Annotated in this window: 18 protein-coding genes; 10 read left to right on the forward strand and 8 right to left on the reverse strand. The window is 70.8% G+C overall.

Annotation, left to right across the window (positions count from 1 at the left end):
- Positions 1 to 23 precede the first annotated feature (23 nt).
- Positions 24 to 341, reverse strand: a complete 318-nt coding sequence (locus ACG01O_RS10745; RefSeq protein ID WP_394384338.1) for an ArsR/SmtB family transcription factor — start codon at positions 339 to 341, stop codon at positions 24 to 26.
- An 87-nt stretch (positions 342 to 428) separates the two neighbouring features.
- Positions 429 to 2,246, reverse strand: a complete 1,818-nt coding sequence (locus ACG01O_RS10750; RefSeq protein ID WP_394384341.1) for a DUF885 domain-containing protein — start codon at positions 2,244 to 2,246, stop codon at positions 429 to 431.
- Between the two features lie 122 nt (positions 2,247 to 2,368).
- Between ACG01O_RS10750 and ACG01O_RS10755 the strand changes: the two genes are divergently transcribed.
- Entirely contained in the window at positions 2,369 to 3,826 is a 1,458-nt protein-coding gene (locus tag ACG01O_RS10755; protein ID WP_394384344.1) for a DUF4124 domain-containing protein, read from the forward strand.
- Positions 3,827 to 3,848: 22 nt separating this feature from the next.
- On the opposite strand, the gene ACG01O_RS10760 is transcribed toward ACG01O_RS10755, so the two are convergent.
- A complete protein-coding gene (locus ACG01O_RS10760; protein ID WP_394384347.1) occupies positions 3,849 to 4,799 on the reverse strand; it encodes an alpha/beta hydrolase in 951 nt (316 codons plus the stop codon).
- A 104-nt stretch (positions 4,800 to 4,903) separates the two neighbouring features.
- Here ACG01O_RS10760 and ACG01O_RS10765 point away from each other — a divergent pair, with 104 nt between their 5' ends.
- The gene (locus ACG01O_RS10765; RefSeq protein ID WP_394384350.1) at positions 4,904 to 7,660 is read left to right on the forward strand and encodes a polysaccharide deacetylase family protein; all 2,757 of its coding nucleotides are present in this window, start codon (positions 4,904 to 4,906) and stop codon (positions 7,658 to 7,660) included.
- A 19-nt stretch (positions 7,661 to 7,679) separates the two neighbouring features.
- Here the strand turns inward: ACG01O_RS10765 and ACG01O_RS10770 are convergent, their stop codons facing one another.
- The 3 genes from ACG01O_RS10770 to ACG01O_RS10780 are packed head-to-tail and all read right to left on the reverse strand — an operon-like array spanning position 7,680 to position 8,304.
- Positions 7,680 to 7,814 (reverse strand): HepT-like ribonuclease domain-containing protein, encoded by a 135-nt coding sequence (locus ACG01O_RS10770; RefSeq protein WP_394384353.1) that lies wholly within the window; start codon positions 7,812 to 7,814, stop codon positions 7,680 to 7,682.
- Positions 7,815 to 7,838: 24 nt separating this feature from the next.
- Positions 7,839 to 8,009, reverse strand: coding sequence for a HepT-like ribonuclease domain-containing protein (locus tag ACG01O_RS10775; RefSeq protein ID WP_394384355.1), 171 nt, complete (start codon positions 8,007 to 8,009; stop codon positions 7,839 to 7,841).
- Positions 7,999 to 8,304, reverse strand: coding sequence for a nucleotidyltransferase family protein (locus ACG01O_RS10780; protein WP_394384358.1), 306 nt, complete (start codon positions 8,302 to 8,304; stop codon positions 7,999 to 8,001). Before ACG01O_RS10780 ends, ACG01O_RS10775 begins: the two co-directional genes overlap by 11 nt.
- Before the next feature lie 174 nt (positions 8,305 to 8,478).
- Here ACG01O_RS10780 and ACG01O_RS10785 point away from each other — a divergent pair, with 174 nt between their 5' ends.
- From ACG01O_RS10785 to ACG01O_RS10795, 3 genes are all read left to right on the forward strand, one after another.
- The gene (locus ACG01O_RS10785) at positions 8,479 to 8,727 is read left to right on the forward strand and encodes a hypothetical protein (RefSeq protein WP_394384361.1); all 249 of its coding nucleotides are present in this window, start codon (positions 8,479 to 8,481) and stop codon (positions 8,725 to 8,727) included.
- Between the two features lie 51 nt (positions 8,728 to 8,778).
- Entirely contained in the window at positions 8,779 to 11,019 is a 2,241-nt protein-coding gene (locus ACG01O_RS10790; protein ID WP_394384363.1) for a helicase-related protein, read from the forward strand.
- A 93-nt stretch (positions 11,020 to 11,112) separates the two neighbouring features.
- Complete coding sequence (locus ACG01O_RS10795; protein ID WP_394384365.1) at positions 11,113 to 11,544, forward strand: hypothetical protein; 432 nt, start codon at positions 11,113 to 11,115, stop codon at positions 11,542 to 11,544.
- A gap of 41 nt (positions 11,545 to 11,585) precedes the next feature.
- Here ACG01O_RS10795 and ACG01O_RS10800 read toward each other — a convergent pair whose 3' ends face one another.
- Positions 11,586 to 12,620 (reverse strand): NAD-dependent epimerase/dehydratase family protein, encoded by a 1,035-nt coding sequence (locus tag ACG01O_RS10800; protein ID WP_394384368.1) that lies wholly within the window; start codon positions 12,618 to 12,620, stop codon positions 11,586 to 11,588.
- A 113-nt stretch (positions 12,621 to 12,733) separates the two neighbouring features.
- Between ACG01O_RS10800 and ACG01O_RS10805 the strand changes: the two genes are divergently transcribed.
- The 5 genes from ACG01O_RS10805 (at position 12,734) to ACG01O_RS10825 (ending at position 19,773) form a co-directional block, all read left to right on the forward strand.
- Positions 12,734 to 14,164 carry a peptide MFS transporter gene (locus ACG01O_RS10805; RefSeq protein ID WP_394384371.1) on the forward strand — a complete coding sequence of 477 codons (1,431 nt, stop codon included), beginning with the start codon at positions 12,734 to 12,736 and terminating at the stop codon, positions 14,162 to 14,164.
- 111 nt (positions 14,165 to 14,275) lie between these two features.
- Complete coding sequence (locus ACG01O_RS10810; RefSeq protein WP_394384374.1) at positions 14,276 to 16,600, forward strand: methyl-accepting chemotaxis protein; 2,325 nt, start codon at positions 14,276 to 14,278, stop codon at positions 16,598 to 16,600.
- Between the two features lie 46 nt (positions 16,601 to 16,646).
- A complete protein-coding gene (locus ACG01O_RS10815; RefSeq protein ID WP_394384377.1) occupies positions 16,647 to 17,315 on the forward strand; it encodes a glutathione S-transferase family protein in 669 nt (222 codons plus the stop codon).
- Positions 17,316 to 17,354: 39 nt separating this feature from the next.
- Positions 17,355 to 18,896 carry a S41 family peptidase gene (locus ACG01O_RS10820; RefSeq protein WP_394384380.1) on the forward strand — a complete coding sequence of 514 codons (1,542 nt, stop codon included), beginning with the start codon at positions 17,355 to 17,357 and terminating at the stop codon, positions 18,894 to 18,896.
- A 199-nt stretch (positions 18,897 to 19,095) separates the two neighbouring features.
- Entirely contained in the window at positions 19,096 to 19,773 is a 678-nt protein-coding gene (locus ACG01O_RS10825; protein ID WP_394384383.1) for a class I SAM-dependent methyltransferase, read from the forward strand.
- Here the strand turns inward: ACG01O_RS10825 and ACG01O_RS10830 are convergent, their stop codons facing one another.
- Entirely contained in the window at positions 19,774 to 21,759 is a 1,986-nt protein-coding gene (locus tag ACG01O_RS10830) for a peptidase U32 family protein (protein ID WP_394384386.1), read from the reverse strand.
- Positions 21,760 to 21,789 lie beyond the last annotated feature (30 nt).

Here is a 21,789-nt window from a genome sequence, read left to right on the forward strand (position 1 = left end):
CTCCTTGGGGAAGTGAAACGGGTTCAGCAACAGGACTTCGGGGGCGCGGTGCAGCTGGCGCCCTGGCAGCAGTTCTCGGTCAGGTAGCCCAGCAGCGCGTCCATGCGCTCGTAGGCCGCGCGGTAGATGAGGTTGCGGCTGGCGCGCTCTTGCGTCACCAGCCCGGCCTGCACCAGCTCCTTGAGGTGGAAGGACAGCGTGTTGGCCGGCATGCCAAGGCCCTCGGCCATGGTGCCGGGCGTGAGCCCCGCCTGGCCCGTGACCACCAGCGCGCGGAACACTTTCAGGCGCACCGGCTGGGCCAGCGCGGCCAGGGCTTTCACGACGTCTTGTTCATCCATACTTCCAGAATACTCGAAGTATTGAAGAAAGCAAAGGACAACATGAGAGGCGACATGACGGCCGGCATAAAGGCCGCCCGGTGAACGTCAACGCCGCTGGGTGGCAATCCAGGCGTCGATGCGCCGCTCCAGCACGGCCAGCGGCAACGAGCCCTCGCCCAGCACCTGGTCATGAAAGGCCGCCAGGTTGAACTTCGCGCCCAGTTGCTGCTCGGCCCGGCGGCGCAGTTCCTGGATCTTGAGCGCGCCCACCTTGTAGCCCAGCGCCTGGCCGGGCCAGGCGAGGTAGCGGTCGATCTGGTTGGCGGCCTGGGCCGCGCCCGCCCCGGTCACGTCGCGCCAGTACGCCATGGCGCGCTCGCGGCTCCAGCCCTGGGCGTGCAGGCCGGTGTCCACCACCAGGCGCCCGGCGCGGCTGATCTCGGCGCGCAGCTGGCCCACGTACACGACCGGGTCGGTGTACAGCCCCAGCTCGTGGCCCAGCGTCTCGGCGTACAGCGCCCAGCCCTCGCCGTAGGCATTGATCCAGGTGCGGCGGCGGAACTCGGGCAGCGGCATCTCCAGCTGCAGGGCGGTGTGGAAGTGGTGCCCGGGCTGGCCCTCGTGCAGGAACAGCGCGCCCATGCCCACCACGCTGTAGGCGGTGGGGTCCGGGATCACGGCCCAGAACACGCCGGCAGGGCGGCCGTCGTCCTCGCTCAGGCCGTAATGGTCAGACGCCGTCGCGCGGGTGAATTCCGGCTCGGCGCGGATGTCCAGCGGCCGGGTGGGCCGTTTGCCGAACAGACGCGGCAGTTGGGGCGTGACGCGGGCGTCGATGGCGCGGTAGGCGTCCAGCACCTCGGCCTCGGTCTTGAAGGGGCGAAACCGCGGGTCGGTGCGCGTCCAGGCCAGCAGGCCGCCGTCGCGCAGCGGGTCGCCCGTGAAGCCCAGCTGCGGCGCCACGCGGGTGATCTCGGCCTGGATGCGGGCCACCTCGCGCAGGCCCAGCTGGTGCACCTGGGCGGGGGTGAGGGCGGTGGTGGTCTGGTCCCGCACCAGCTGGCGGTACCAGGCCGCCCCCTGCGGCAGGCTGCCCCAGCCCACGCCGGGGCGGCGCGCGGCGGCGGCCAGGTACTCGCCCTGCAGCAGGGCGTGCAGGGCTTGCAGCGCTGGCACGCTGCGCTCGGCCACCTCGGTGCGGTAGGCCGCGGCAAGGCGCGCCGCATCCGCCACGGGCAGGCCGGCCGGCGGGGTGTCCAGCGCGCGGGCGGCTGCCGCCAGCGGGTTGCGGGCCAGGTCCGGCTGGGCCAGGTCGGCCAGCAAGGGTAGCAGCGCGCGCACCACCGGCTCGGACTGCACCACGCCCCGGCGCATGCCCTCGCGCAGGTTGGCTTGCGCCTGGGCGCACCACGCGGGCAGCCCGGCCAGCCGCTTCAAGAAGGCCTCGTGCTGCGCCACAGTGCGCAGCGGCTGCTCGCCCTGGCCCGACGCCCACACGGCCAGCTGCACCGGCACCGCGCTCATGTGCTCCAGCGGCAGCAAATGCTCGGGAAACGGCGCCAGCGCGAGGCGGTCTTGCAGGCTGCGCACCAGCAGTTCGCGGGTGAGGCGGTCGGCCGGCGACAGGGCCGCCACCGGCACGCCGGCCAGCTCCTTCAGGTAGCCCCGCCAGGCCGCAAACCGCCGCGCCCGCTCGGCCGGCGCGTGGCTCAGGGGCAACTGGTCGTCAAAGCGGTGGTCGCCCACGCCGGTGGCGGAGAGCGGGTCGAACCGGGCCTGGTCGTCGTAAGCGCGGGTGGCAATGTCGGCCAGCCGCTGGGCCGGTGTGGCGGGGGCCGCCGCTGTGGGCAGGCTCAGCGCGGCGGTCAACAGCAGGGCGGGCAGGCGCAGGCGATGGAGCAGGCGGTGGGGCAGGGTCGGCACGGCGGATGAGGGATCGAAGTGGGGCGCGAGCGCCGATTGTGCGCACCTCGACGCCGCAGAGAATGACCGCCAAACAACCACGCGCCACCTTGCCGGGTGGCCCAGCCGAGGGAGAAGCCCGCATGAACTTGAAGCACCTTGCGTTGGCCGCTGGCCTGCTGGCCGGTGCCTGGAACGCCAACGCCGCCGTGTACCGCTGCACCGACGCGCAGGGCAAGGTCACGTACCAGGCCCAGCCGTGTGACGGGGGCGCTACCGCCCCGGGCAACCGCACACTGGAAGTTGAAACCCGCCCGTCTGCGCCGGCTCCTGCTCCCCGGCGCTCGCCCGTCATGCCCTTCGACGTGCCGGCCGGGCCTGCCCCGCGGGCGGATGACCCCGTGCGCCCGCCCGTGGCGCGCCCAGCGCCGCGCGTGGTGGAGCCGGCTGCCGCACCCGCCGGCATGGCGCAGTGGGGCACCCAGGCCGACACGATGGCGGTGTCGGGCTACGAGTTCACGGCAGGCAACACGCAGGTGCTGGTGGACCACCCCGCGCGCCCGGTGCTGCTGGTGCTGAGCAGCTACCACAGCACCGCCTGGCAGGTGCGCGTGGCGCCGGGCACGCAGCTGGTGGGCATCGTGGTGGGGTCTCATGACCGCCAGACCACGGTGCAGGGCCCCGCCCAGGTGCCCGTGGTGACCGACGAACTGCCCTACGCCTACGAGGCCGACAACCTCAACTTCCGCCAGCTCATTCGGCGCCTGAACAGCCGCTATGGCGTGACGCAGCTCACCGCCCTGCGCGGCAGCTATACCCTGCCGCCGCTCACCACGCTGCGCGGCCCCTTCGTGGCCGACCCGGTGCTGACCCTGGAAGGCATCCGCCCCGAACCCACGCGCTACCGCATGAACTTCACCCTGCTGAGCCAGGACGGGCGGCGCCTGCCGTGGACGAACACCGGCCCGCGCGACGGCGCGCGGTTCAACGGCATCGTGCGCGGCGGCGGCATCTGGGCCTGGGGCAAGGGCGGCCCGGCGGCCGTGCGCGACGACGGCCGCGAGGCCTTCGTGCTGGAAGGCAACGGCGGCACGCTGCTGTGGATGCCCGAGGGCCCGCAAGGCCCGAAGCAGAAGATGGACTGGCCGAGCTCGCTGCCGCCGCTGTCGTGGGGCTCGGCACTGGCCTGGGACCAGGCCCAAGGCGTGCTGGCGCTGGTGAGCTTTGGCGGTGAGGGCTTCTTCTACCGCTACGACACCCGCCGCAAGGTGTGGCTGGGCGCCACGTCACTGAAAGATCGCGACCTCACCGGCCTGGCCTTCGACCCCGACACCCGCCGCTACGTGGGCGTGACGGTGAACGCCGAGCTGATCGTCTTCAACGGGCAGGGCGAAACCCTGGAGGTGCTGCCGCTGGGCAAGCAGCTGGCCGACCTGGGCAGCGTGTACGACCGGGGCAACGCCCGGCTCGACAGCCTGGATGTGGCGGTGCAGGGGCAGTTGGTGGCCGTGTTCAACGTGCGCGAGGCCACCGTGACCCACATCTGGACGTATGACCTGCGCACCCGCAAGGCGCAGCTGACCTACAAGGCGCTCGAGTGAGGCGCGAAGGCGGGCCCTCGGCTCAGGGCCGCAACAAGAACGTCAGCGGCACCTCCAGCCGCTGGGCCCAGGCGGTCTCGTTGTGGCCGGTGCCTTCGAAGGTCAACGCCAGGAGGTTGTGGCCGTCCACGTAGCCGCGCTCGCTCGCCAGGCTGTTCACGAGGGACTGGTAGGGCGCGTAGATCGCGTCCAGCTCGGTGGTGCCGTGGTCTTGGTAGAGGCGGTGGGTGGCCGGGTCGGCCAGGTGCTGGCGCAGGTAATTGAACGCCGCCAGCGGCAGCGCGGCATTGGGCTTGAAGATGCCCACCCAGTGCGTGGACAGGCCGGCTGCACCGCCAAACACCTCGGGGTGGCGGTTCATGGCGTACACCGAGATCAGGCCGCCCATGCTGGAGCCCATGATGAAGGTGTTGTCGCGGTCGGGCCGGGTGGCGTAGCGGGCGTCGATGGCGGGCTTGAGTTCTTCGACAAGAAAGCGCAGGTAGGCATCGCTTTGCGGCTTGCCCTGCAGGCCGTCGCGCACCAGGGCCTCGCGGAAGTCGGCGGGCAAGCCGGGCAGGAAGGCCTGCGGCAGGTACTCGCTGTGCCGCCACTTGCCGTTGTTCCACACCCCCACCACGATGACGTCACGGATGCGGCCCGCCGCCCGCAGCCGCGTGAGCGCGTCCTGCACGTTCCAGGCTTGCTGGTTCCAGGTGGTGCGGGCGTCGAACAGCATCTGCCCGTCGTGCATGTAGAGCACGGCGTAGCGCTTGTCGGGCGTGTAGCCGTCGGGCAGCCAGACGTCCACATGCCGCGCATCCACATGCCGCGACGGCACATTGGCCCAGCGCTCGATGCGGCCGTGTCGCACCGCAGGCAGCGGCGCCTCGGTGGCAGCCTGGGGCTGGGCCTGCACACCGCCCGTTGCGGCAAGGCACGCTGTGGCCAGGGCTTGGAGGACAACTCGACGACACGGCAGCACACGGGGCATGGGGAATCTCCACGGAGTCAGCGGCCGCATTGTGCGAGGCGGCTGTGGTCCACTTCCGGCCAGTTCGTTGTTGACCGGCGCACCGCGCCGCCTGTGCCGTGTATTTGTCGATCGCCCCCCGCCTGCGCCCCCTGGTTCTGGCCCTGTCGCTGACCCTGAGCTTGTCGGCCTGCCAGCGCACCGCCGACGTCCCCGCGGCCCTGCCCGCCGCCTCGGCGGTGCAAGACGCCAGCGCCACCACGCTGCTGCGCACCGAGGCCGACGCGCTGCTGGCGCTGCACCGCCAAATCGTGGTGCTGATGGACGGCGAGGCCAGCCTGCCGGCCGCACAGCGCCGCGAGGTGCAGGCCCTGGGCCAGCAGCTGTTCCATGAGCTGCAGCAGCGCCAGCAGCGGCTGGCCGACGCCGCACTCAAGCCCGAAGCGTTGGAGGCCACCACGGCCCTCATGACCCGCATCGAAAGCGAGCCCAGCTGGTTCGACGCCGACCGCCTGGCCTTCAAAGAGGTGCTGGAGCAGCTGGCTGCGGGGCTGAAGACCTCGCAGACGCTGGACGGCATCAAGCTGGCCCGTCGTGCGCAGGACGACCTGGACACGCTGGCCGAGGTGCAGAAGGCCTACGAGCAGGAGCTGCAGCAGGTGTTCGGCGGGCTGGGCAAGCGCGGCATCGAGCTCAAGCGCGAGCGCTGGAGCGACTACATCGCCAAGCTGCGCGCACTGCACACGCGCGACGCGGTGATGAAGCAGCATGGCGCCCAACTGCCAGCGGCCGCAGACCTGGCGCCCGAGCCCCCCGCGGCCTCCGCCTCTGGCGCGATGCGCGGCGTGGCCGCCAAGGAGCGCGAGGTGTTCGGCGACAAGCTGCCGCCCAAGACCCTGCTGCTGACCTTCGACGACGGCCCCCACGCCCGCTACACCGACGAAATCCTGGAGATCCTGAAGCGCTACAACGCGCCGGCCGTGTTCTTTCAGCTGGGCCAGAACCTGGGCAAGGTGGGTGCCGACGGCCAGCCCCAACCCGGCCGCGGCAGCGACGTGGCCAAGCGCGTGCTGGCCGCCGGCCACCAGCTGGCCAACCACAGCTTCACGCACGGGCTGATGAGCAAGTTCGAGTTGGTGAAGGTGAAGGAAGAGGCCGCCAACACCGAGGCGCTGCTGGACGCCGCCGGCCGCAGCGGCGATGCCTTGTTTCGGTTCCCGTACGGCGCGCGCAACGACGGGGCGCTCTCCACCATCGAGGCGCTGAAGCTGCGCTCGATGATGTGGAACGTGGACTCGCTGGACTGGAGCGACCCCATCCCCAAGAGCATTGCCGCGCGTGTGCTGGCCGAGTTGGAGAAGCAGCAGCGCGGCATCGTGCTGTTCCACGACATCCACGCCCGCACCGTGCAGGCCCTGCCGCTGGTGCTGGACCAGCTCGCCGCCGACGGCTGGCGCTTTGCGAGCTGGAAAGACGGGCAGTTCGTCATTCCGGCCGAACGCAGCGTGACGCTGCCGCCGCCCGCCGCCGGTGAGCTCTACCGCGAGAGCCACGCGCTGGTGATCGGCATCAACGGTTACAGCGCCTGGCCCAAGCTGTCGCACGCGGTGCGCGACGCGCAGGCCGTGCGCGACGCCCTGGTCAACCGCTTCGGTTTCAAGGCCGACAACGTGACCCTGCTGACCGACGCCGACGCCACGCGCGCCAACATCCTGAAGGCCATGAACGAGCGCTTCGGCGACGCCAAACGGGTGAAGCGCGACGACCGGGTGTTCGTGTTCTTCGCCGGCCACGGCAGCACGCGCCGGCTGCCCAGCGGCCGCGAGGTGGGCTACATCGTGCCGGTGGACGCCGGCCTGAACGACCTGCAGGCCGACGCGATTGCCATGCCGCAGCTGCAGGAGGTGGCCGAGGCCATCACGGCCAAGCACGCGCTGTTCGTCATTGACGCCTGCTACTCCGGCCTGGGTCTGACCCGCGCCGGCAGCACCGCGGCCGACAGCAACTTCGCCCGCACCAACGCCCGCCGCGTGGGCCGGCAGATGATGACCGCCGGCGGTGCCGACCAGCAGGTGGCCGACGACGGCCCGGGCGGCCACTCGGTGTTCACGTGGACACTGCTGCAGGCCCTGAACGGCAAGGCCGACCTGAACGGCGACGGCCTCATCACCGCCACCGAACTGGCCGCCTACGTGGCGCCGGCCGTGGCCTCCATCGCCCGCCAGACGCCGGCCTTCGGCAGCCTGCCGGGCAGCGAGGGCGGCGAGTTCGTGTTCGAGCTGCCCACCGCGCAGGAACCCGCGCTGAGCGGCGCTGTGGCGCAGCTGGACGACAAAGCCAGCCAGTTGGCCGCCAAGCTGGACGAAGCCAGCACTGCCAGCCGCCAGGCCGCGCCCACTGCGGGCGGCGCGGCCAGCGCGGTGCAGGTCACCATCAAAGGCCTGGATGGCAAAGACCAGGCCCTGGCCGCCCCCACCGCCCGCGTGGACGCAGGCGCCCGCATCACCGCCCAACGCGCCAACGACCGCGGCCTGCAGCTGTACCGCGAGCGCCGCTACGACGACGCCGAGGCCGCCTTCAAGGAGGCGCTGGCCCTGCAGCCCAAGTTCGCGCTCGCCGCCAACAACCTGGGATTCGTGCTGTACCGCCGCGCCAAGTTCGCGGACGCCGCCAGCTGGTTCGAGAAGGCCGTGGAGATGGACGCGAGCCGGTCGCTGGCCTGGCTGAATCTGGGCGACGCCCGGCTGCAAGCCGGCGACGACGCCAAGGCCGTGGCGGCCTACAAAACCTTCCTGCAACTCGCGCCCAAGCACGCACGGGCGGCCGAGCTGCAGGCCTGGGTGGCGAATCCGTCGGACGCGACGCGGCCGAAGGCGCTGTGAGCCTCGGACAAGCCCGGCGTTATGGCGGGCTGTCGGCCAACAGCTGGCGCAAGACGACGATGAGTTCGGGCAGCGCGTCTTGGATCACGTTCCACACCGTCTCATGGCGGACGGCGGCGTACCCGTGGATCAGCACGTTGCGAAAGGCAACCACCTGGGCCGCCAGCCCCGCATGGACCTAGGCCAGTTGCCCCAGCGCCTCGCCAATGATCTCGAACTTGCGCTCCACGGCGGAGTGGAGCATTTCATCTGCCGCGTACTGAGCGGCATCGCGACCCGCCACGAAGCCTTGAATGGCTTCCGATGCGGTGAGCGCATCCCACAGGTAGGCGCGCGGATCACGCCGCATACAGCAGCTCGCGCTCTTGGTCGATCTGGCGCTGAACAAACGGATTGCGAACGGCGCCCAGCTGAACGAGGTCGACACGCCGACCCAGCAGCGCCTCGAAGTCGCGCCGCGTGGCATCCCACTCCTCCAGCCCGACGCGATAACCCGGCTGGAACGCGACCAACAGATCAGCATCGCTGTCCGGGCTGAAATCGTCTCCGCGTGCGGCAGAGCCAAACACCTCCAGCCGCGCGACATGGTGGCGGCGGCACAGAGCAGCAATGGCGTCCCGGGCCTGAGCGATGCTGAGATGCATGGGGGAAGTGTAGGCAAGCCTCCCGAAAACGGCATCGAGCCCGCCCCGCACCCACACCCGGGTTTTGCCCGTCCACGGAAACACTCGGTTTCGCGCGGCTGACACGCACCGGCCACGCGCCTGTGTTCCACTCGGTGACGAGCTTGTCTGCGCTGATCCTTTCCGGAGATCTCGATGTCCCTGACCGCCTCGTTTCCAGCCGCCACACGCCAGGAGTTGTTGCGCGAACGCTTGCTGGCCACGGTGGACCTGCTCAAGCAGCGCCGCGCCGGCGAGATTGCCGAGGGCGACATCGACGAGTACGTGGCCCTGCACTGGATGGAGTGGCGCGGCGGATCGCTGAAGCTGACGACCACCGGCGAAAACGTCTGCCGCCACCTCACCACGTTGCTCAACCGCAGCACCGCGCGCCCGGGGCGCTGAAGCCGCTGCGGCGGGTGGCGGGCCGACGGCGGCCTGTGTTCCACTTCCGGCGTGAATCCTGAAGTCCCCGCCTCCAAGCCGAGCAAGCCGGCCAAGCCGCCCGCGCCGGCGTTCCCCCTTCCCCAACCCCGCCACGCCTCGCGCCTGCCGGCCAGCCTGACGCCCGAAGACTGGGCGCGCATCCGGCAAGCGGCCTATGCGCTGCCCCAGGTGCTCACGCCGGCCGACCTGGACGACGGCACCGACGAGGCGCTGGACCGGCTGGGCGCCATCCAGATTTCCAAGGCCGCAGGCGGCGGCCGGCCCAGCCGCTGGATCCTGCCGCAGCACCTGGCCGTGGCGGTGGCGCAGCTGGACGCCACCCCCATGGCCAACACGCTGCGCAGCCAGATGCAGCAGCGCCTGCACCAGATGGAAAGCCTGGGCGTGCGCCGCGAAGGGCTGGTGTTCACGCGGCTGTGCATCCACCCGCTGACCCTCGCGCATGAAGGCTGGCGCATCGACCTCTCGCACCGCGTGCCCGTGCCCGAGGCGCCGGTGTGGGCCTTCTTCCGCGACGGCGACACCGCCGCACTGCGCCACGGCCTGGGCCAGGCGCCCGAGTACTCATTCAAGGCTGAGCTGGCGCTGCACCTGAACCACCTGGTGGCCCGCAGCGAGGCCATGGGCGACAGCGCCCAGCTCGCCTCGCTGCTGCCGCGCCTGCAGGCCGAGTGCGGCGTGCCCATGCCGTTCGACGACCTGAAGGCCGCGCTCACCCGCGCGCAGGACCGCTGGGAACAGCAGGTGGAAGAACAAAGCACGCTGGCCAGCCTGGGCCGCGAGCTGGCCTTCCAGGGCTACCCAGACAGCTTCGACGCCGCCCGCAAGCTGGGCCGCAAGGTCACGCTGTACCTGGGCCCGCCCAACAGCGGCAAGACGTACTCCGCCTTCGAGCGGCTGGCGCAGGCGCTGGACGGCGCCTACCTCGCCCCGCTGCGCCTGCTGGCGCTGGAAGGCCGCGACCGCCTCGTGGGCCGCGGCGTGCCCTGCTCGCTGCTGACCGGTGAAGAGAACGTGCCGGCGGCCAACGCCCGCGTGGTGAGCAGCACCATCGAGATGGTGAACACGCGCGACGTGATCGACGTGGCCGTCATCGACGAAGCGCAGATGATCTTCGACGACTCGCGCGGCTGGGCCTGGACGCAGGCCATCGTGGGCGTGCCGGCGCGCGAGGTGATCATCATTGCCTCCGCCTACGCCGCCCCCGCCATCGAGCGGCTGCTGCAGCTGTGCGGCGAGAAGGTGGAGCGCCGCGTGTTCGAGCGCAAGCAGCAGGTTCAGCTGATGCCCGCGCCCGTGCCCATGACGCACCTGCAAGCCGGCGACGCCGTGGTGGCCTTCAGCCGCCGCGACGTGCTGATGCTGCGCGACCAGATCTCGCAGAACGGCCACGCCGTCAGCGTCATCTACGGCGCGCTGCCGCCCGAGGTGCGCCGCCGCGAGGCAGAGCGCTTTGCGGTGGGAGCGAGCGACATCCTGGTGGCCACCGACGCCATCGGCATGGGCCTGAACCTGCCCATCCGCCGCGTGCTGTTCTCCACGCTGACCAAGTTCGATGGCGTGGGCGACCGCGAGCTCAGCGTCAGCGAGGTGCACCAGATCGCCGGCCGCGCGGGCCGTTACGGCATGCACGACGAGGGGTTTGTGAGCGTGCTGAAGGAGGCCGAGGCCGAGGCGATGAAGATCCTGCGCCAGCAGCTGCCCAAGGAGCCGCGTGCACCGCGCGACTTCAAGTGCCCGGTGGCACCCAACTGGCGCCATGTGCAGACCATCTCGCAGCGCATGGGCGTGAACAAGCTGTACGCGGTGCTGAGCATCTTCATGCAGCAGCTGCGCCTGGACGACGCCCACTTCGCCGTGGCCGAGCTGGAGCAGATGCTGGAGCTGGCCGACATGCTGGACCGCAACGCCAGCGCTCTGCCGCTGAATGAGCGCTTCAAGTACGCGCAGGCGCCGGTGGACGCGCGCCTGCCCATGCTGCTGGACCAGTTCCAGAGCTGGGCCACCAACCACGCCCGCACCGGCAAAGCCGGCGAGCCGCACTTCCTGGACGAGTTCGACCAGCACGGCCGCCTGGACCGCATGGAGCAGGCGCTGCGCATCTGCACGCTGTGGCTGTGGTTGGACCTGCGCTTCCCCGGCGTGTACGGCCATCTGGAAGAAGTGATCGACCTGCGCGGCCGTCTGAACGACGGCATCGAGCGGCAGCTGAAGGGCAAGCGGCCGCTGTGGCAGCGGCGAGGGCGTTGAGCCGGGCGGACTCGGCGGCCGCCCCCGGGCTTCCCTGAGTTCACGCGCCCCGGGCGCGGCGCTAGGGTGGGCGCCCCACGAGCAGGAGCGCCCATGTCCCCCCGTCCCACTTGGTTCACGGCCACGGCCGGTTTGTTGCTGTTGTGGGCGCTGGCCGGTGTGGCCGCGTGTGCCGGCCATGTGCTGGCGGGCGAGCAGATGGCGGCGGCGCAGAGCGAGTGGGATGCGAACTTCTTCCGCGCGCTGCCGGCCTGGTTCGCGTGGGACTACGCCGTGGCGACCGGGGCCAGCCTGGCCGGCGCCGTGGCGCTGCTGCGCCGTTCTCGCTTGGCCTTGGGGCTGTACGCCGTGTCGCTGGCGGCGGTGATCGTCCAGTTCGGCTACGTGTTCGCAGCCACCGACCTGATCGCGCACAAGGGCGCGGCGGCCACGGTGCCGTTCCCGGTGTTCATTGCGGTGATGGGCGGGGTTCAGATCGCCGTGGCGCGGATGGCCCTGCGGCGCGGCTGGATCGGGGCGGACTGAACCCGGCCCGCCCGATTCGGTAAGGCGGGCCGCGCCCAGCCCTACCGCCCCACCACGCCGAGCGCGATCAGGTCCTGCGCGGACTTGAGGATCGCCTCGCGTGGCGCCCTCGGCGCCCAGCCCAACACCTCGCGTGCGTGGCTTGCATCCTGGTGCCGCGCCGTGCCCAGTTCGCTGGCGGCGTTGCGCACCAGCGGGCTGAAGCGGGCCATCAGCCGCACGCTCCAGTCGGGCAGGTTGAGCGTGGGCACGCGGCGGGCGTCGGCGCCGAGTTCTTCGCGCAGCACCGCGGCGATGTCGCGCAGCCAGGTGAAGCCGGCGCACGCAATGAAGCGTTCGCCCGCCATGCCCGGCGCGGTGAGGGCCAGGCGGTGCAGCTCGGCCACATCGCGCACATCCACGATGCCGAAACCGATGCGCGGCATGGCCGGGATGCGGCCCTGCAGCAGGCTTTGCACGATGACGACGCTGGCCGAGTAGTCGGCACTCGCCACGGGGCCGAGCACGACGGACGGGTTCACGGTGCAGAACTCCAGCCCGCCGCCCTCGCGGGCCACCCAGTCGCGTGCGGCGCGTTCGGCCACGGTTTTGGACTGCACGTAGGGCGGCACGTCGGGGGCGTCGAGGTTCGTCCAGTCGCGCTCGGTGAAGTGGTGGTCGCCCGGGCCGTGGCCGTACGAGATGGCCGCGACCGACGAGGTCATCACCACCCGCTGCACGCCGGCATCGCGCGCGGCTTTCAGCGCCCGCAGCGCGCCGTCGCGGGCCGGCACGATGAGCTCGTTCGCATCGCGCGGCACGTCGGTGGGCAGGGGCGAGGCCACGTGGGCGAGGTGGGTGCAGCCGGCGGCCGCTTCGGCCCAGCCGGCGTCGGCCATGAGGTCGGCCGCAAAGCAGTGCATCTGGTCTTTCTTGACGCCACGGCTGGCGCCCAGCGCCTTGCGCAAGGCCGGCTCGCGCGACAGGCTGCGCACGGTGGTGTGCACCTGCCAGCCGTCGGCCAGCAACTGGCGGATCAACACGCCGGCGATGTAGCCGGTGCCACCGGTGACGAGGATGCGGGAAGGAGCGCTCATGCGGCCGATTGTGCGGGCCGCGCCATGACCGACGGCACCCGCGGGCGAGTGCGCATTGCCGGCCGCACCGGGGCGGGAGACAGTCGCGCCATCTCCGGTTTCAAGGCTTTGATGTGACCCTCGCCTCCCCATCCGACGCGGCCCGGCCCGCCCACGACCGCGCCTTCCTGGGCCACCCCGCCGGCCTCGGCTGGCTGTCGTTCTGCGAACTCTGGGAGCGCTTCAGCTACTACGGCATGCAGGCGCTGCTGGTGCTGTACCTCAGCAACTACCTGTTCCTGCCGCAGAACATCGGCCACGTGGCCGGCATGGACGCGCTGCGCGCCGCGATCGAGAACGTCACCGGCCCGCGCTCGCCGCAGCAGCTGGCCTCGGTGGTGTTCGGCCTGTACGTGGGGCTGGTGTACCTGACGCCCATCTTCGGCGGCCTGCTGGCCGACCGGGTGCTGGGCCGCACCAAGACGGTGGTGCTGGGCGCGCTGCTGATGGCGGCCGGCCACTTTCTGATGGCGTTCGAGACCGCGCTGCTGCCCGCGCTGGGCTGCCTGCTGCTGGGCGTGGGTTGCTTCAAGGGCAACATCGCCGCGCAGGTGGGCGACCTGTACGCGCCGGGCGACAAGCGCCGCGCCAGCGCGTTCCAGATCTTCATGCTGGCGGTGCAGATCGCGGTGATTGCCGCGCCCATCGTCTGCGGCACGCTGGGCGAGCGCGTGGGCTGGCACTGGGGCTTCGGTTCGGCTGGCGTGGGCATGCTGATCGGGCTGGTGGTGTACCTGGCGGGCCGGCGCCATCTGCCGCCCGAGGCGCCGCGCCGTGCCGCCGCCGATGCAGCACCTGACACCGCCGCCCTGCCCCGCCCGCCGCTGGGCCGGCGTGGGGTGATGCAGGTGGCCTTGCTGATCGCCGTGATTCCGCTGCTGATGCTGTCCATCGTGGGCAACCAGCAGTTCAACAACGCCTACCCGCTGTGGTCGCAGCAGCACATGGACATGCGCGTGGGCAGCTTCGAGGTGCCGGTGACCTGGCTGCAGGCCGTGGACGCCACCGTCAGCTTCCTGACCATGCTGGGCTCCATCGCCTTCTGGCGCTGGTGGGGCCAGCCCGGCTCCGGGCGGCGCGAGCCCGATGAGCTCACCAAGATGGCGCTGGGCTGCTTCGTGGCCTGCGGCGCGCCGGCGCTGCTGCTGATCCCGGCCTTCGCGCTGGAGGGTGGCGGCGGCAAGATCAGCATCCTCTGGACGTTTGCGTACACGCTGGTCAACGACATCGGCTTCGCCAACATCATGCCGGTGGGCATTGCGCTGTACTCGCGCGCCGCGCCCCGCGGCCTGCAGGGCGTGATGATCGGCATCTACTACCTGCACCTGTTCCTGGGCAACACCTTCGTGGGCTGGCTGGCCGGCTTGCTGGAGGTGATGCCGGGCTCGCAGTTCTGGGCCTTGCACGCCGCGCTGGTGCTGGCGGGCGGCGTGGGGCTGCTGGCCGTGAAGCTGGTGTTCGGCCGGGTGCTGGCGCCAGAGGCTGACGCGGCGGCTCACGCCTGATCCGAACGCCCCAAATGCGTGCGGCGTGACGCGCTTCACGCCGCAGGCGCGTGTGCCCCTGGCCCTTGATGCAGGTCCATGCCTACATTCGACGGTCCAGGGAGACACACCATGCGCTTTCGTGACTTGCTCAACCCCGGCCTGTGGGCGGTCCGCCAGTTGCGGTTCGGCACCAAGCTGACCGTGCTGTTCGTGCTGGCGGCCGTGCCCCTGGTGACCATCGTGGTGATGATGCTGCTGCGCAGCCAGGAAGACCTGCGGCTGACGACGGTCGAGCTCGACGGCATCCGCTGGATCGAGCAGTCCAACGCGCTGACCCGGGCCGTGCAGTCGCACCGCGGGCTGACCAACATGCTGCTGCTGGGCGACGACGCGCTGGTGCAGCAGCGCGACGCCAAGCGCGCCGAACTGAACCAGGCCCTGCAGACGCTGGACGCGTCCATGCAAGCGGCCGACGCTGACGCACCCGCCAGCTGGCCCGCCCTGCGCGACCGCCTGCGCCAGCTTTACGCCCAGCTCGAAGGCCAGCCGGTGGGCAAGAGCTTCCAGCTGCACAGCAGCCTCGTGGAGGACCTGTCACGCTTCACCTACGAGTTGGCCGAGCGCTCGGACCTGCTCTACGACCCGGACCCGCTGACCTACCTGCTGATGGACATGGCCGTGTCGCGCCTGCCCAGCTGGCGAGACCAACTCGGCCTGGTGCGCGGGCGGGGCGCCACCATCTTGGCCTCGCCCGGGGCGGAGCCCGGCGACATCGCGACCATGGGCGTGTTGCTGGACGAATTGGCGGCCGACACGCGCAACGTGCGCCACGCCCAGCGGCTGCTGGCAGACAAGGGCTTCACCACGCCGACGTTCGAGGCCGCCGCCAACGTCGTGGACCAGCTGGTGGAAGAGCACCGCAAACGCTTTCGCACCGGCATGCCCACCGACGGCGCCGAGAAGTACTTCGCCGACACCGCCAGCGCCGTGGAAGCGGTGGGCGCGTACCAGGCCGCCGTCAACGCCGGCATGCGCGAGGCGCTGCAAGCCCGCCGCGCCGACCTGCACCGCAAGACCTGGCTGCTGGCCGGAGGTTCGCTGTTCGTGGTGCTGCTGTTCACCTACCTGATGCTGGCCTTCCAGATCAGCTTCATGGCCGACCTGCGCCAGGTGCTGCGCTTCATGGAGAACACCGCCAAGGGCAACCTGCAGCACGTGGTGCGCATCCGCGGCAAGGATGAGCTGTCGGACATGTCCAGCGCCATGGCGGTCATGGTGAACAACATCGCCCACATGGTGGCCACCGTGCGCAGCAACGCCGCGCTGCTGTCCGGCTCGGGCGACCTGCTGGTGCAGGGCAACCACGCGCTGTCCGAACGCACCGAGCAGCAGGCCGCCAACCTCGAAGAAACCTCCGCCAGCGTGCAGGAACTGGCCGCCACGGTGCAGGCCAATGCCGAGGCGGCCCAGTCGTCCGACGCCGCCGCCCAGACGGTGCGCGGCACGGCCGAAGAAGGCGCGGCCGGCATGAAGGACGCGGTGGCGTCCATCGAGGCGATTGCCGCGGGCGCGCGCCGCATGGACGAGATCGTGGGCGTGATCGACTCGCTGGCCTTCCAGACCAACATCCTTGCGCTCAACGCCGCGGTGGAAGCCGCCCGCGCGGGCGAGGCCGGGCGCGGCTTTGCCGTGGTGGCGTCGGAGGTGCGCACGCTGGCGCAACGCTCGGCCGCGTCGGCCAAGGAGATCCGCCAGCTCATCAGCACCTCGTCAGGCCAGGTCAACAACGGCGTGGGCCTGATCCGCATGGCGGGCGAGCGCATCCAGGCCATCGTGAGCGGCGTGCGCGACGTGGCCGGCCACATGTCGCTGATCTCGGCGTCCAGCGCCGAGCAAAGCGCCAGCCTCACCGAAATCACCTCCGCCATCCGTCAGCTGGACACCCTCACCCAGCGCAACGGCGCCATGGTGGAGCAGGCCGTGGCGCAGGCCAATGAGTTGCAAGACCGTGCGCGGCTGCTGACCGAATCGGTGTCGGTGTTCAAGCTGCCGCAAGGCACGGCCGACGAAGCCCGCGCGCTGGTGGACCTGGCCCTGTCACGCCACAGTGCCGGGGGCGGCCGCGAGGCCCTGCTGCGCGTGATCAACGCCCACGACAGCGGCCTGGCCGACCGCGACATGTACGTCTTCGCACTCGACGCCGACGGCCGCTACCTCGGCTTTGCCGGCAACCCCGCCCGCGTGGGCCAGCGCGTGCAAGACATCGCCGGCCCGGCCGGCGCGCACCTGGTGCGGGCCATCATCGAGCAGGCCGAATCCGGCCCCGGCTGGGTTCAGTACACCATGCCCCACCCGCAAAGCGGCAAGCCGCAGGACAAGATGTCTTACGTGGTGAAGGTGGGCGACCTGTACGTGGGCTGCGGCATCTACAAGAGCTCCATGATGACGCTGTGAGCACGCCCCTGCGCACCGGCGGCAGGCCCTGCCTACACTGCGCCGCATGATCACCGTCCACCACCTGAACAACTCCCGCTCGCAACGCGTGCTGTGGCTGCTGGAAGAACTCGGCCTGCCCTACGAGGTGAAGCGTTACGAGCGCGACGCCAAAACCTCGCTGGCCCCGCCCGAGCTGCGCGCCGTGCACCCGCTGGGCAAGAGCCCCGTCATCACCGAGGGGCCGCTCACGGTGGCCGAAAGCGGCGCCATCCTGGAGTACCTGGTGGACCGCCACGGCGGCGGGCGCCTGAAGCCCACGGCTGAACAAGACCTGCTGCACTACCGCTACTTCCTGCACTTCGCCGAGGGCTCGGCCATGCCGCCGCTGGTGATGAAGCTGGTGTTCAACAAGATCAAGCGCAGCCCCATGCCCTTCTTCGTGAAGCCCATCGCCAAGGGCATTGCCGACAAGGTGCTCGGCGGCTTCGTGCAGCCCAACATCGACAACCAGCTGAAGTTCCTGGAAGCCGAGTTGGCCGCCCGGCCCTGGTTCGCCGGCGCCGAGTTCAGCGCGGCCGACGTGCAGATGAGCTTCCCGCTGGAAGCCGCAGCGGCACGTGGGGGCTCGCTGGAGGGCTTCCCCAAGATCCGCGCGTTTCTCGACCGCATCCACGCCCGGCCCGCCTACCAACGCGCCCTGCAGCGCGGCGGCCCGTACGACTTGATGAGCTGACCCCAACCGGCGCCGGCACGGCGGGCTAGAGTCGGCCGCATGCAACGCCGCACCCTGCTCCAGTCGCTGCCCGCCACGGGTGCTCCGTTCTTGACCGCGGGGCTCGGCTGGGCACCCCCCAGCCACGCGGCCGATGACGCACCCGCCCCAGGCCCGGCGTGGACGCGCGAGAGCCCGCTGACGGCGGCCGACCTGCGCAGCGACCTCGCCCTGCTGGACCGCCTCTACCGCGAGCTGCACCCCGGCCTGCTGCGCTACCAAACCGCCGGCCAGTGGCAGCACGCCGTGCAGGCGCTGGATGCCCACTGGGCCCGGCGTGCCGAACACCGGCTGGACACCGCCTACCTGGACTGCAGCCGCCTGCTGGCCCGCGTGCGCTGCGGCCACACCTACGCCAACTTCTACAACCAGAAGCCCGCCGTGGCGCAGGCGCTCTTTGCGGGGCGCAACAAGCTGCCGTTCACCTTCGTGTGGCTGCAGCAGAAAATGGTGGCCACGGGCGGCGCACTGCCCGCCGGCACCCGGGTGCTGACCGTGGACGGCGTGCCCGCCGCCCAGGTGCTGGCCCGGCTGCTGCCGCTGGTGCGGGCCGACGGCCACAACGACGACAAGCGCCGCGCACTGCTGTCGGTGGACGCGCGCGAGGGCTACGAAACCTTCGACATCTTTCACGCGCTGAGCACGCCCGCCGGCCCCGAGGTGGTACTGACCGTGCAACGCCCCGGCGAAGGCCCCCGCGGTGTGACGCTGCCCACGCTGGACCTCACCGAACGCCGCGCCATGAGCCTGCGCCCGCGCACCCCGCCCAGCGACGCCACGCCGCCGTGGTCGCTGCGGTTCGACGAGGCCGGCAACGCCCTGCTCGACATGCCCGGCTGGGCCCTCTACAACAGCGACTGGAACTGGGCCGCCTGGCTGGACCGCCAGTTGGACGCCGTGGTGCAGGCCCGCGCCCCGCGCCTGATCGTGGACCTGCGACGCAACGAAGGCGGGCTGGACTGCGGTGACGCCATCCTGGCGCGCTGCACCGACCGGCCGCTGCCCGTGCGCGCCGACGAGCGCCTGGTGCGCTACCGCCGCGTGCCGGCCGAACTGAATGCCGTGATGGACACCTGGGACGACAGCTTCCGCGACTGGGGCGACCGGGCCGAGCCGTGGCCTGAGCGGCCCGGGTTCTACCGCCTGCGTCCGGCGGACGGAGCGAGCCCGGGCTCGGGAGAAACCGGCGGCCAGACCATCGAACCCCGCGGCCCGCGCTTCACCGGCGCCCTGCAGGTGCTGACCAGCAGCACCAACAGCTCCGCCACCTTCCGCTTTGCCAGCCTGGTGCGCGAGCACCGCCTGGGCACGCTGATCGGCGGCAGCACCGGCGGCAACCAGCGCGGCGTGAACGGCGGGGCCTTCTTCTTCGTGCGCCTGCCGCGCACCGGGCTGGAGGTGGACCTGCCGCTGATCGGCTACTTCCCGTCCGGCCCGCTGCGGCCCGACGCCGGCCTCACGCCTGATGTGCCGGTGCCGCTGACCCTGGCCGACCTCACCGCCGGGCGTGACCGGGCCTTGGACGCAGCCCGGCGGCGCTGATCAAGCCCTGATCGACCGCTGATGCATCGCTGATCCGTCGCTGAGAAAACGGGGGGGCCGAAGGCCGGCCGGGCCGCCCTCTACACTCGCGCCTCCCCGTCGTGCCCCGCAGGCCTGTCGCCCGGCTGCTGCTCCCCGCAGCGGCGCTGACCTCCCCGTGCTGCATTGCGATTGCCCACGCAGCTCACCCAAAGGCCCCATGCCTGGCTATGACGTCAAGGTCCAGTCCCTCGCCATCGACGGCGCGGCGGACCTGCAAATCCGTTCCTTGCTCGACCACCAACAGTTCGCCGACCCCGCCGGCGCCGCTGAAGCGCTGGGCATCTCCTCGGCGCAATGGCCGTTGTTCGGCCAGGTTTGGCCCTCCGGGCTGCACCTGGCGGCGGCCATGGCCGTGCGGCCGCTGCCCGAGGGCGAACGCATCCTGGAAATCGGCTGCGGCCTGGCCCTGGCCAGCCTGGTGTGCCACCGCCGCGGCGCCGAAGTGACCGCCAGCGACGTGCACCCGCTGGCGGGGGCCTTCCTGCTGGAGAACCTGCGGCTGAACGAGCTCACCCCCATGCGCTACTGCCATGGCGACTGGAGCGAAGACGCGGTGCTCCCCCCCGGCGGCGCGCCGCGCGTGCAGGGCCGGTTCGACCTCATCATCGGCAGCGACGTGCTGTACGAGCGCGACGACGGCGGCGCACTGGCCGCCTTCATCCAACGCCACGCCATGCCCCGTTGCGAACTGCTCATAGTGGACCCGAACCGCGGCAACCGCCCCGCCTTCACCCGCAGCATGGCCGAGCTGGGCTTCAGCATGAGCGAAACCACGCTCGCCCACGCTGGCTACCGCGGCCGCCTGATGCGCTTTGTGCGCGACGCCACGCCCTGATCAGGCCGTGGGCCGCGCCTTGTAGAAGGTGATCGGCTCGGCCTTCATCTGGCTGTTGAGCTGCTTGAGCACGTGCTTTTGCATGCTGCCCACCACGTGCATCTCGCAGGGCTTGCAGTCAAAGCGCAGGGTGAAGTGGTCGTCGCCGTGGGTGAGGGTCAGCGGCTCGGCGCGCACCGTGCCTTGCACGCCGGTCACGCCCTTGGCCTGCTTGGGGCAGAGGCTGAGCGACCAGCGCACGCAGTGCTTGGTGATCATCAGCGGCACCTCGCCCAGCTCCTCGTGGCTCTCGTAGGCGGCGCCGATCACCTTCACGCCGTGGCGGGCGTAGAACGCGGCGGCCTGGGCGTTGTAGACGTTGGCGAGGTAGGTGAGCGTGTCGTCGGGGTAGGGCACGGGCGGCTCCACCGGGGCGTGGCGCGGCAGGCGCTCGAACGCGGCCTCGCGGGCGGCCTCCAGCGCGGCCACGGCGTCACGGCGCAGGGCGTTGAGCTTGCTCACCGGCAGGAAGTAGGGCTCGCGCATGGCCAGGCGCACACGGCGAGCCTCGAAGATCGTGTCGCCCAGCTTCGCGAGGTGTTCCTTGTATTGGGCCTCGGCCTGCTGCGGGTTGCGCGCGGGCTCCAGCGCGTGCGGCAGGCGCACGGCGGCCTTCACGCCGGTTTCGTCTTTCAGGCTGAGCTCGAAGCCGTCGTGCACCTGCGCCAGCGTCAGGTCCACCGCGATGCGGCGGTCGGCGCTGGGCTTGGCCAGGAGGCGCTCCCAGGCCATGTCGCGGTTGCGGTTCAGCGCCGTGCCGGGGAAGAGGTCTTTGAGGTCGCTGAAGGCCTGGCCTTTGGAGAGGTTGGGCTCGATGCGCCAGGCCGTGCCGCCCAGCGGCGTGGCCACGTTCACGGGCACGCCTTGCAGCTCACCCTGGCGGTCCCACCAGGTCAGCGCGTCGCCGTTGTTCACCACGCGGGTGGCGTCGCCCGTGTCCAGGTCGAAGCTGTCGGGCCCCACGCGCTTGACCTCGCCCAGCGGCATGCCGGCGTGCTTGGGGCTGTCGAAGGCACCGATGTCGATTTGCCGGCCGTTGACGAAGTAGTCGGTGCCGCCGCGGTTGAAGGCCTGCTCGGGCTCGGGCGTGAAGGTGAAGCGGCAGCGCCCATCGCTGCTGCGCGCCAGCTCGGGGCGGCGGTCAATGATGGCGTCCAGCAGCGTGCGGTAGTGGGCCGTCACGTTCTTGACCGTGGCCATGTCCTTGTAGCGGCCTTCGATCTTGAAGCTGCGGATGCCAGCGTCGATGAGGGCTTCGAGGTTGGCGCTCTGGTCGTTGTCCTTCAGGCTCAGCACGTGCTTGTCGTGCGCCACCACGCGGCCGGCGGTGTCGGTCACGGTGAAGGGCTGGCGGCACTCCTGGCTGCACGAGCCGCGGTTGGCGCTGCGGCCGGTCATGGCGTGGCTGATGAAGCACTGGCCGCTGTAGGCCACGCACAGCGCACCGTGCACGAAGAACTCCAGGTGCGCGCGCGGCACCTGCTCGCGAATCGCGCGGATCTGCTTCAGGTCCAGCTCGCGCGCCAGCACCATCTGCGAGAAGCCCACGTCTTGCAGGAAACGCGCCTTCTCCGGCGTGCGGATGTCGGTCTGCGTGCTGGCGTGCAGCTGGATGGGGGGCAGGTCCAGCTCTAACAGCCCCATGTCCTGCACGATGAGCGCGTCCACGCCAACGTCGTGCAGCTGCCACGCCAGGGTTCGCGCTCCCTCAAGCTCGTCATCGCGCAGGATCGTGTTGAGTGTCACGAAGATGCGGGCACCAAACCGGTGCGCATGCCGGACCAAGCGGGCGATGTCCTCCAGCGAGTTGCCCGCCTTGTCGCGGGCGCCGAAGCCCGGACCCCCGATGTAGACGGCATCGGCGCCGTGGTTGATGGCCTCGATGCCGATGTCAGCGTCGCGGGCGGGGGCCAGAAGTTCGAGGGTGTGCAGGGGTGTCGCAGGCATGCCGAATTTTAGGAAAAGCCGCCCGGACCT

The sequence above is a fragment of the Pelomonas baiyunensis genome (genome assembly GCF_043555935.1).
Lineage (GTDB): Bacteria > Pseudomonadota > Gammaproteobacteria > Burkholderiales > Burkholderiaceae_C > Pelomonas > Pelomonas baiyunensis.

Bases quoted from the DNA above. Each gene is read 5' to 3' on its own strand.
- ACG01O_RS10775 (WP_394384355.1), bottom strand. From the start codon at position 8,009: ATGCGGCGTGATCCGCGCGCCTACCTGTGGGATGCGCTCACCGCATCG.
- ACG01O_RS10810 (WP_394384374.1), top strand. From the start codon at position 14,276: ATGCGCTTTCGTGACTTGCTCAACCCCGGCCTGTGGGCGGTCCGCCAG.
- ACG01O_RS10830 (WP_394384386.1), bottom strand. From the start codon at position 21,759: ATGCCTGCGACACCCCTGCACACCCTCGAACTTCTGGCCCCCGCCCGC.
- ACG01O_RS10760 (WP_394384347.1), bottom strand. From the start codon at position 4,799: ATGCCCCGTGTGCTGCCGTGTCGTCGAGTTGTCCTCCAAGCCCTGGCC.
- ACG01O_RS10795 (WP_394384365.1), top strand. From the start codon at position 11,113: ATGTCCCCCCGTCCCACTTGGTTCACGGCCACGGCCGGTTTGTTGCTG.
- ACG01O_RS10745 (WP_394384338.1), bottom strand. From the start codon at position 341: ATGGATGAACAAGACGTCGTGAAAGCCCTGGCCGCGCTGGCCCAGCCG.
- ACG01O_RS10780 (WP_394384358.1), bottom strand. From the start codon at position 8,304: ATGCATCTCAGCATCGCTCAGGCCCGGGACGCCATTGCTGCTCTGTGC.
- ACG01O_RS10800 (WP_394384368.1), bottom strand. From the start codon at position 12,620: ATGAGCGCTCCTTCCCGCATCCTCGTCACCGGTGGCACCGGCTACATC.
- ACG01O_RS10785 (WP_394384361.1), top strand. From the start codon at position 8,479: ATGTCCCTGACCGCCTCGTTTCCAGCCGCCACACGCCAGGAGTTGTTG.
- ACG01O_RS10815 (WP_394384377.1), top strand. From the start codon at position 16,647: ATGATCACCGTCCACCACCTGAACAACTCCCGCTCGCAACGCGTGCTG.
- ACG01O_RS10825 (WP_394384383.1), top strand. From the start codon at position 19,096: ATGCCTGGCTATGACGTCAAGGTCCAGTCCCTCGCCATCGACGGCGCG.
- ACG01O_RS10820 (WP_394384380.1), top strand. From the start codon at position 17,355: ATGCAACGCCGCACCCTGCTCCAGTCGCTGCCCGCCACGGGTGCTCCG.
- ACG01O_RS10755 (WP_394384344.1), top strand. From the start codon at position 2,369: ATGAACTTGAAGCACCTTGCGTTGGCCGCTGGCCTGCTGGCCGGTGCC.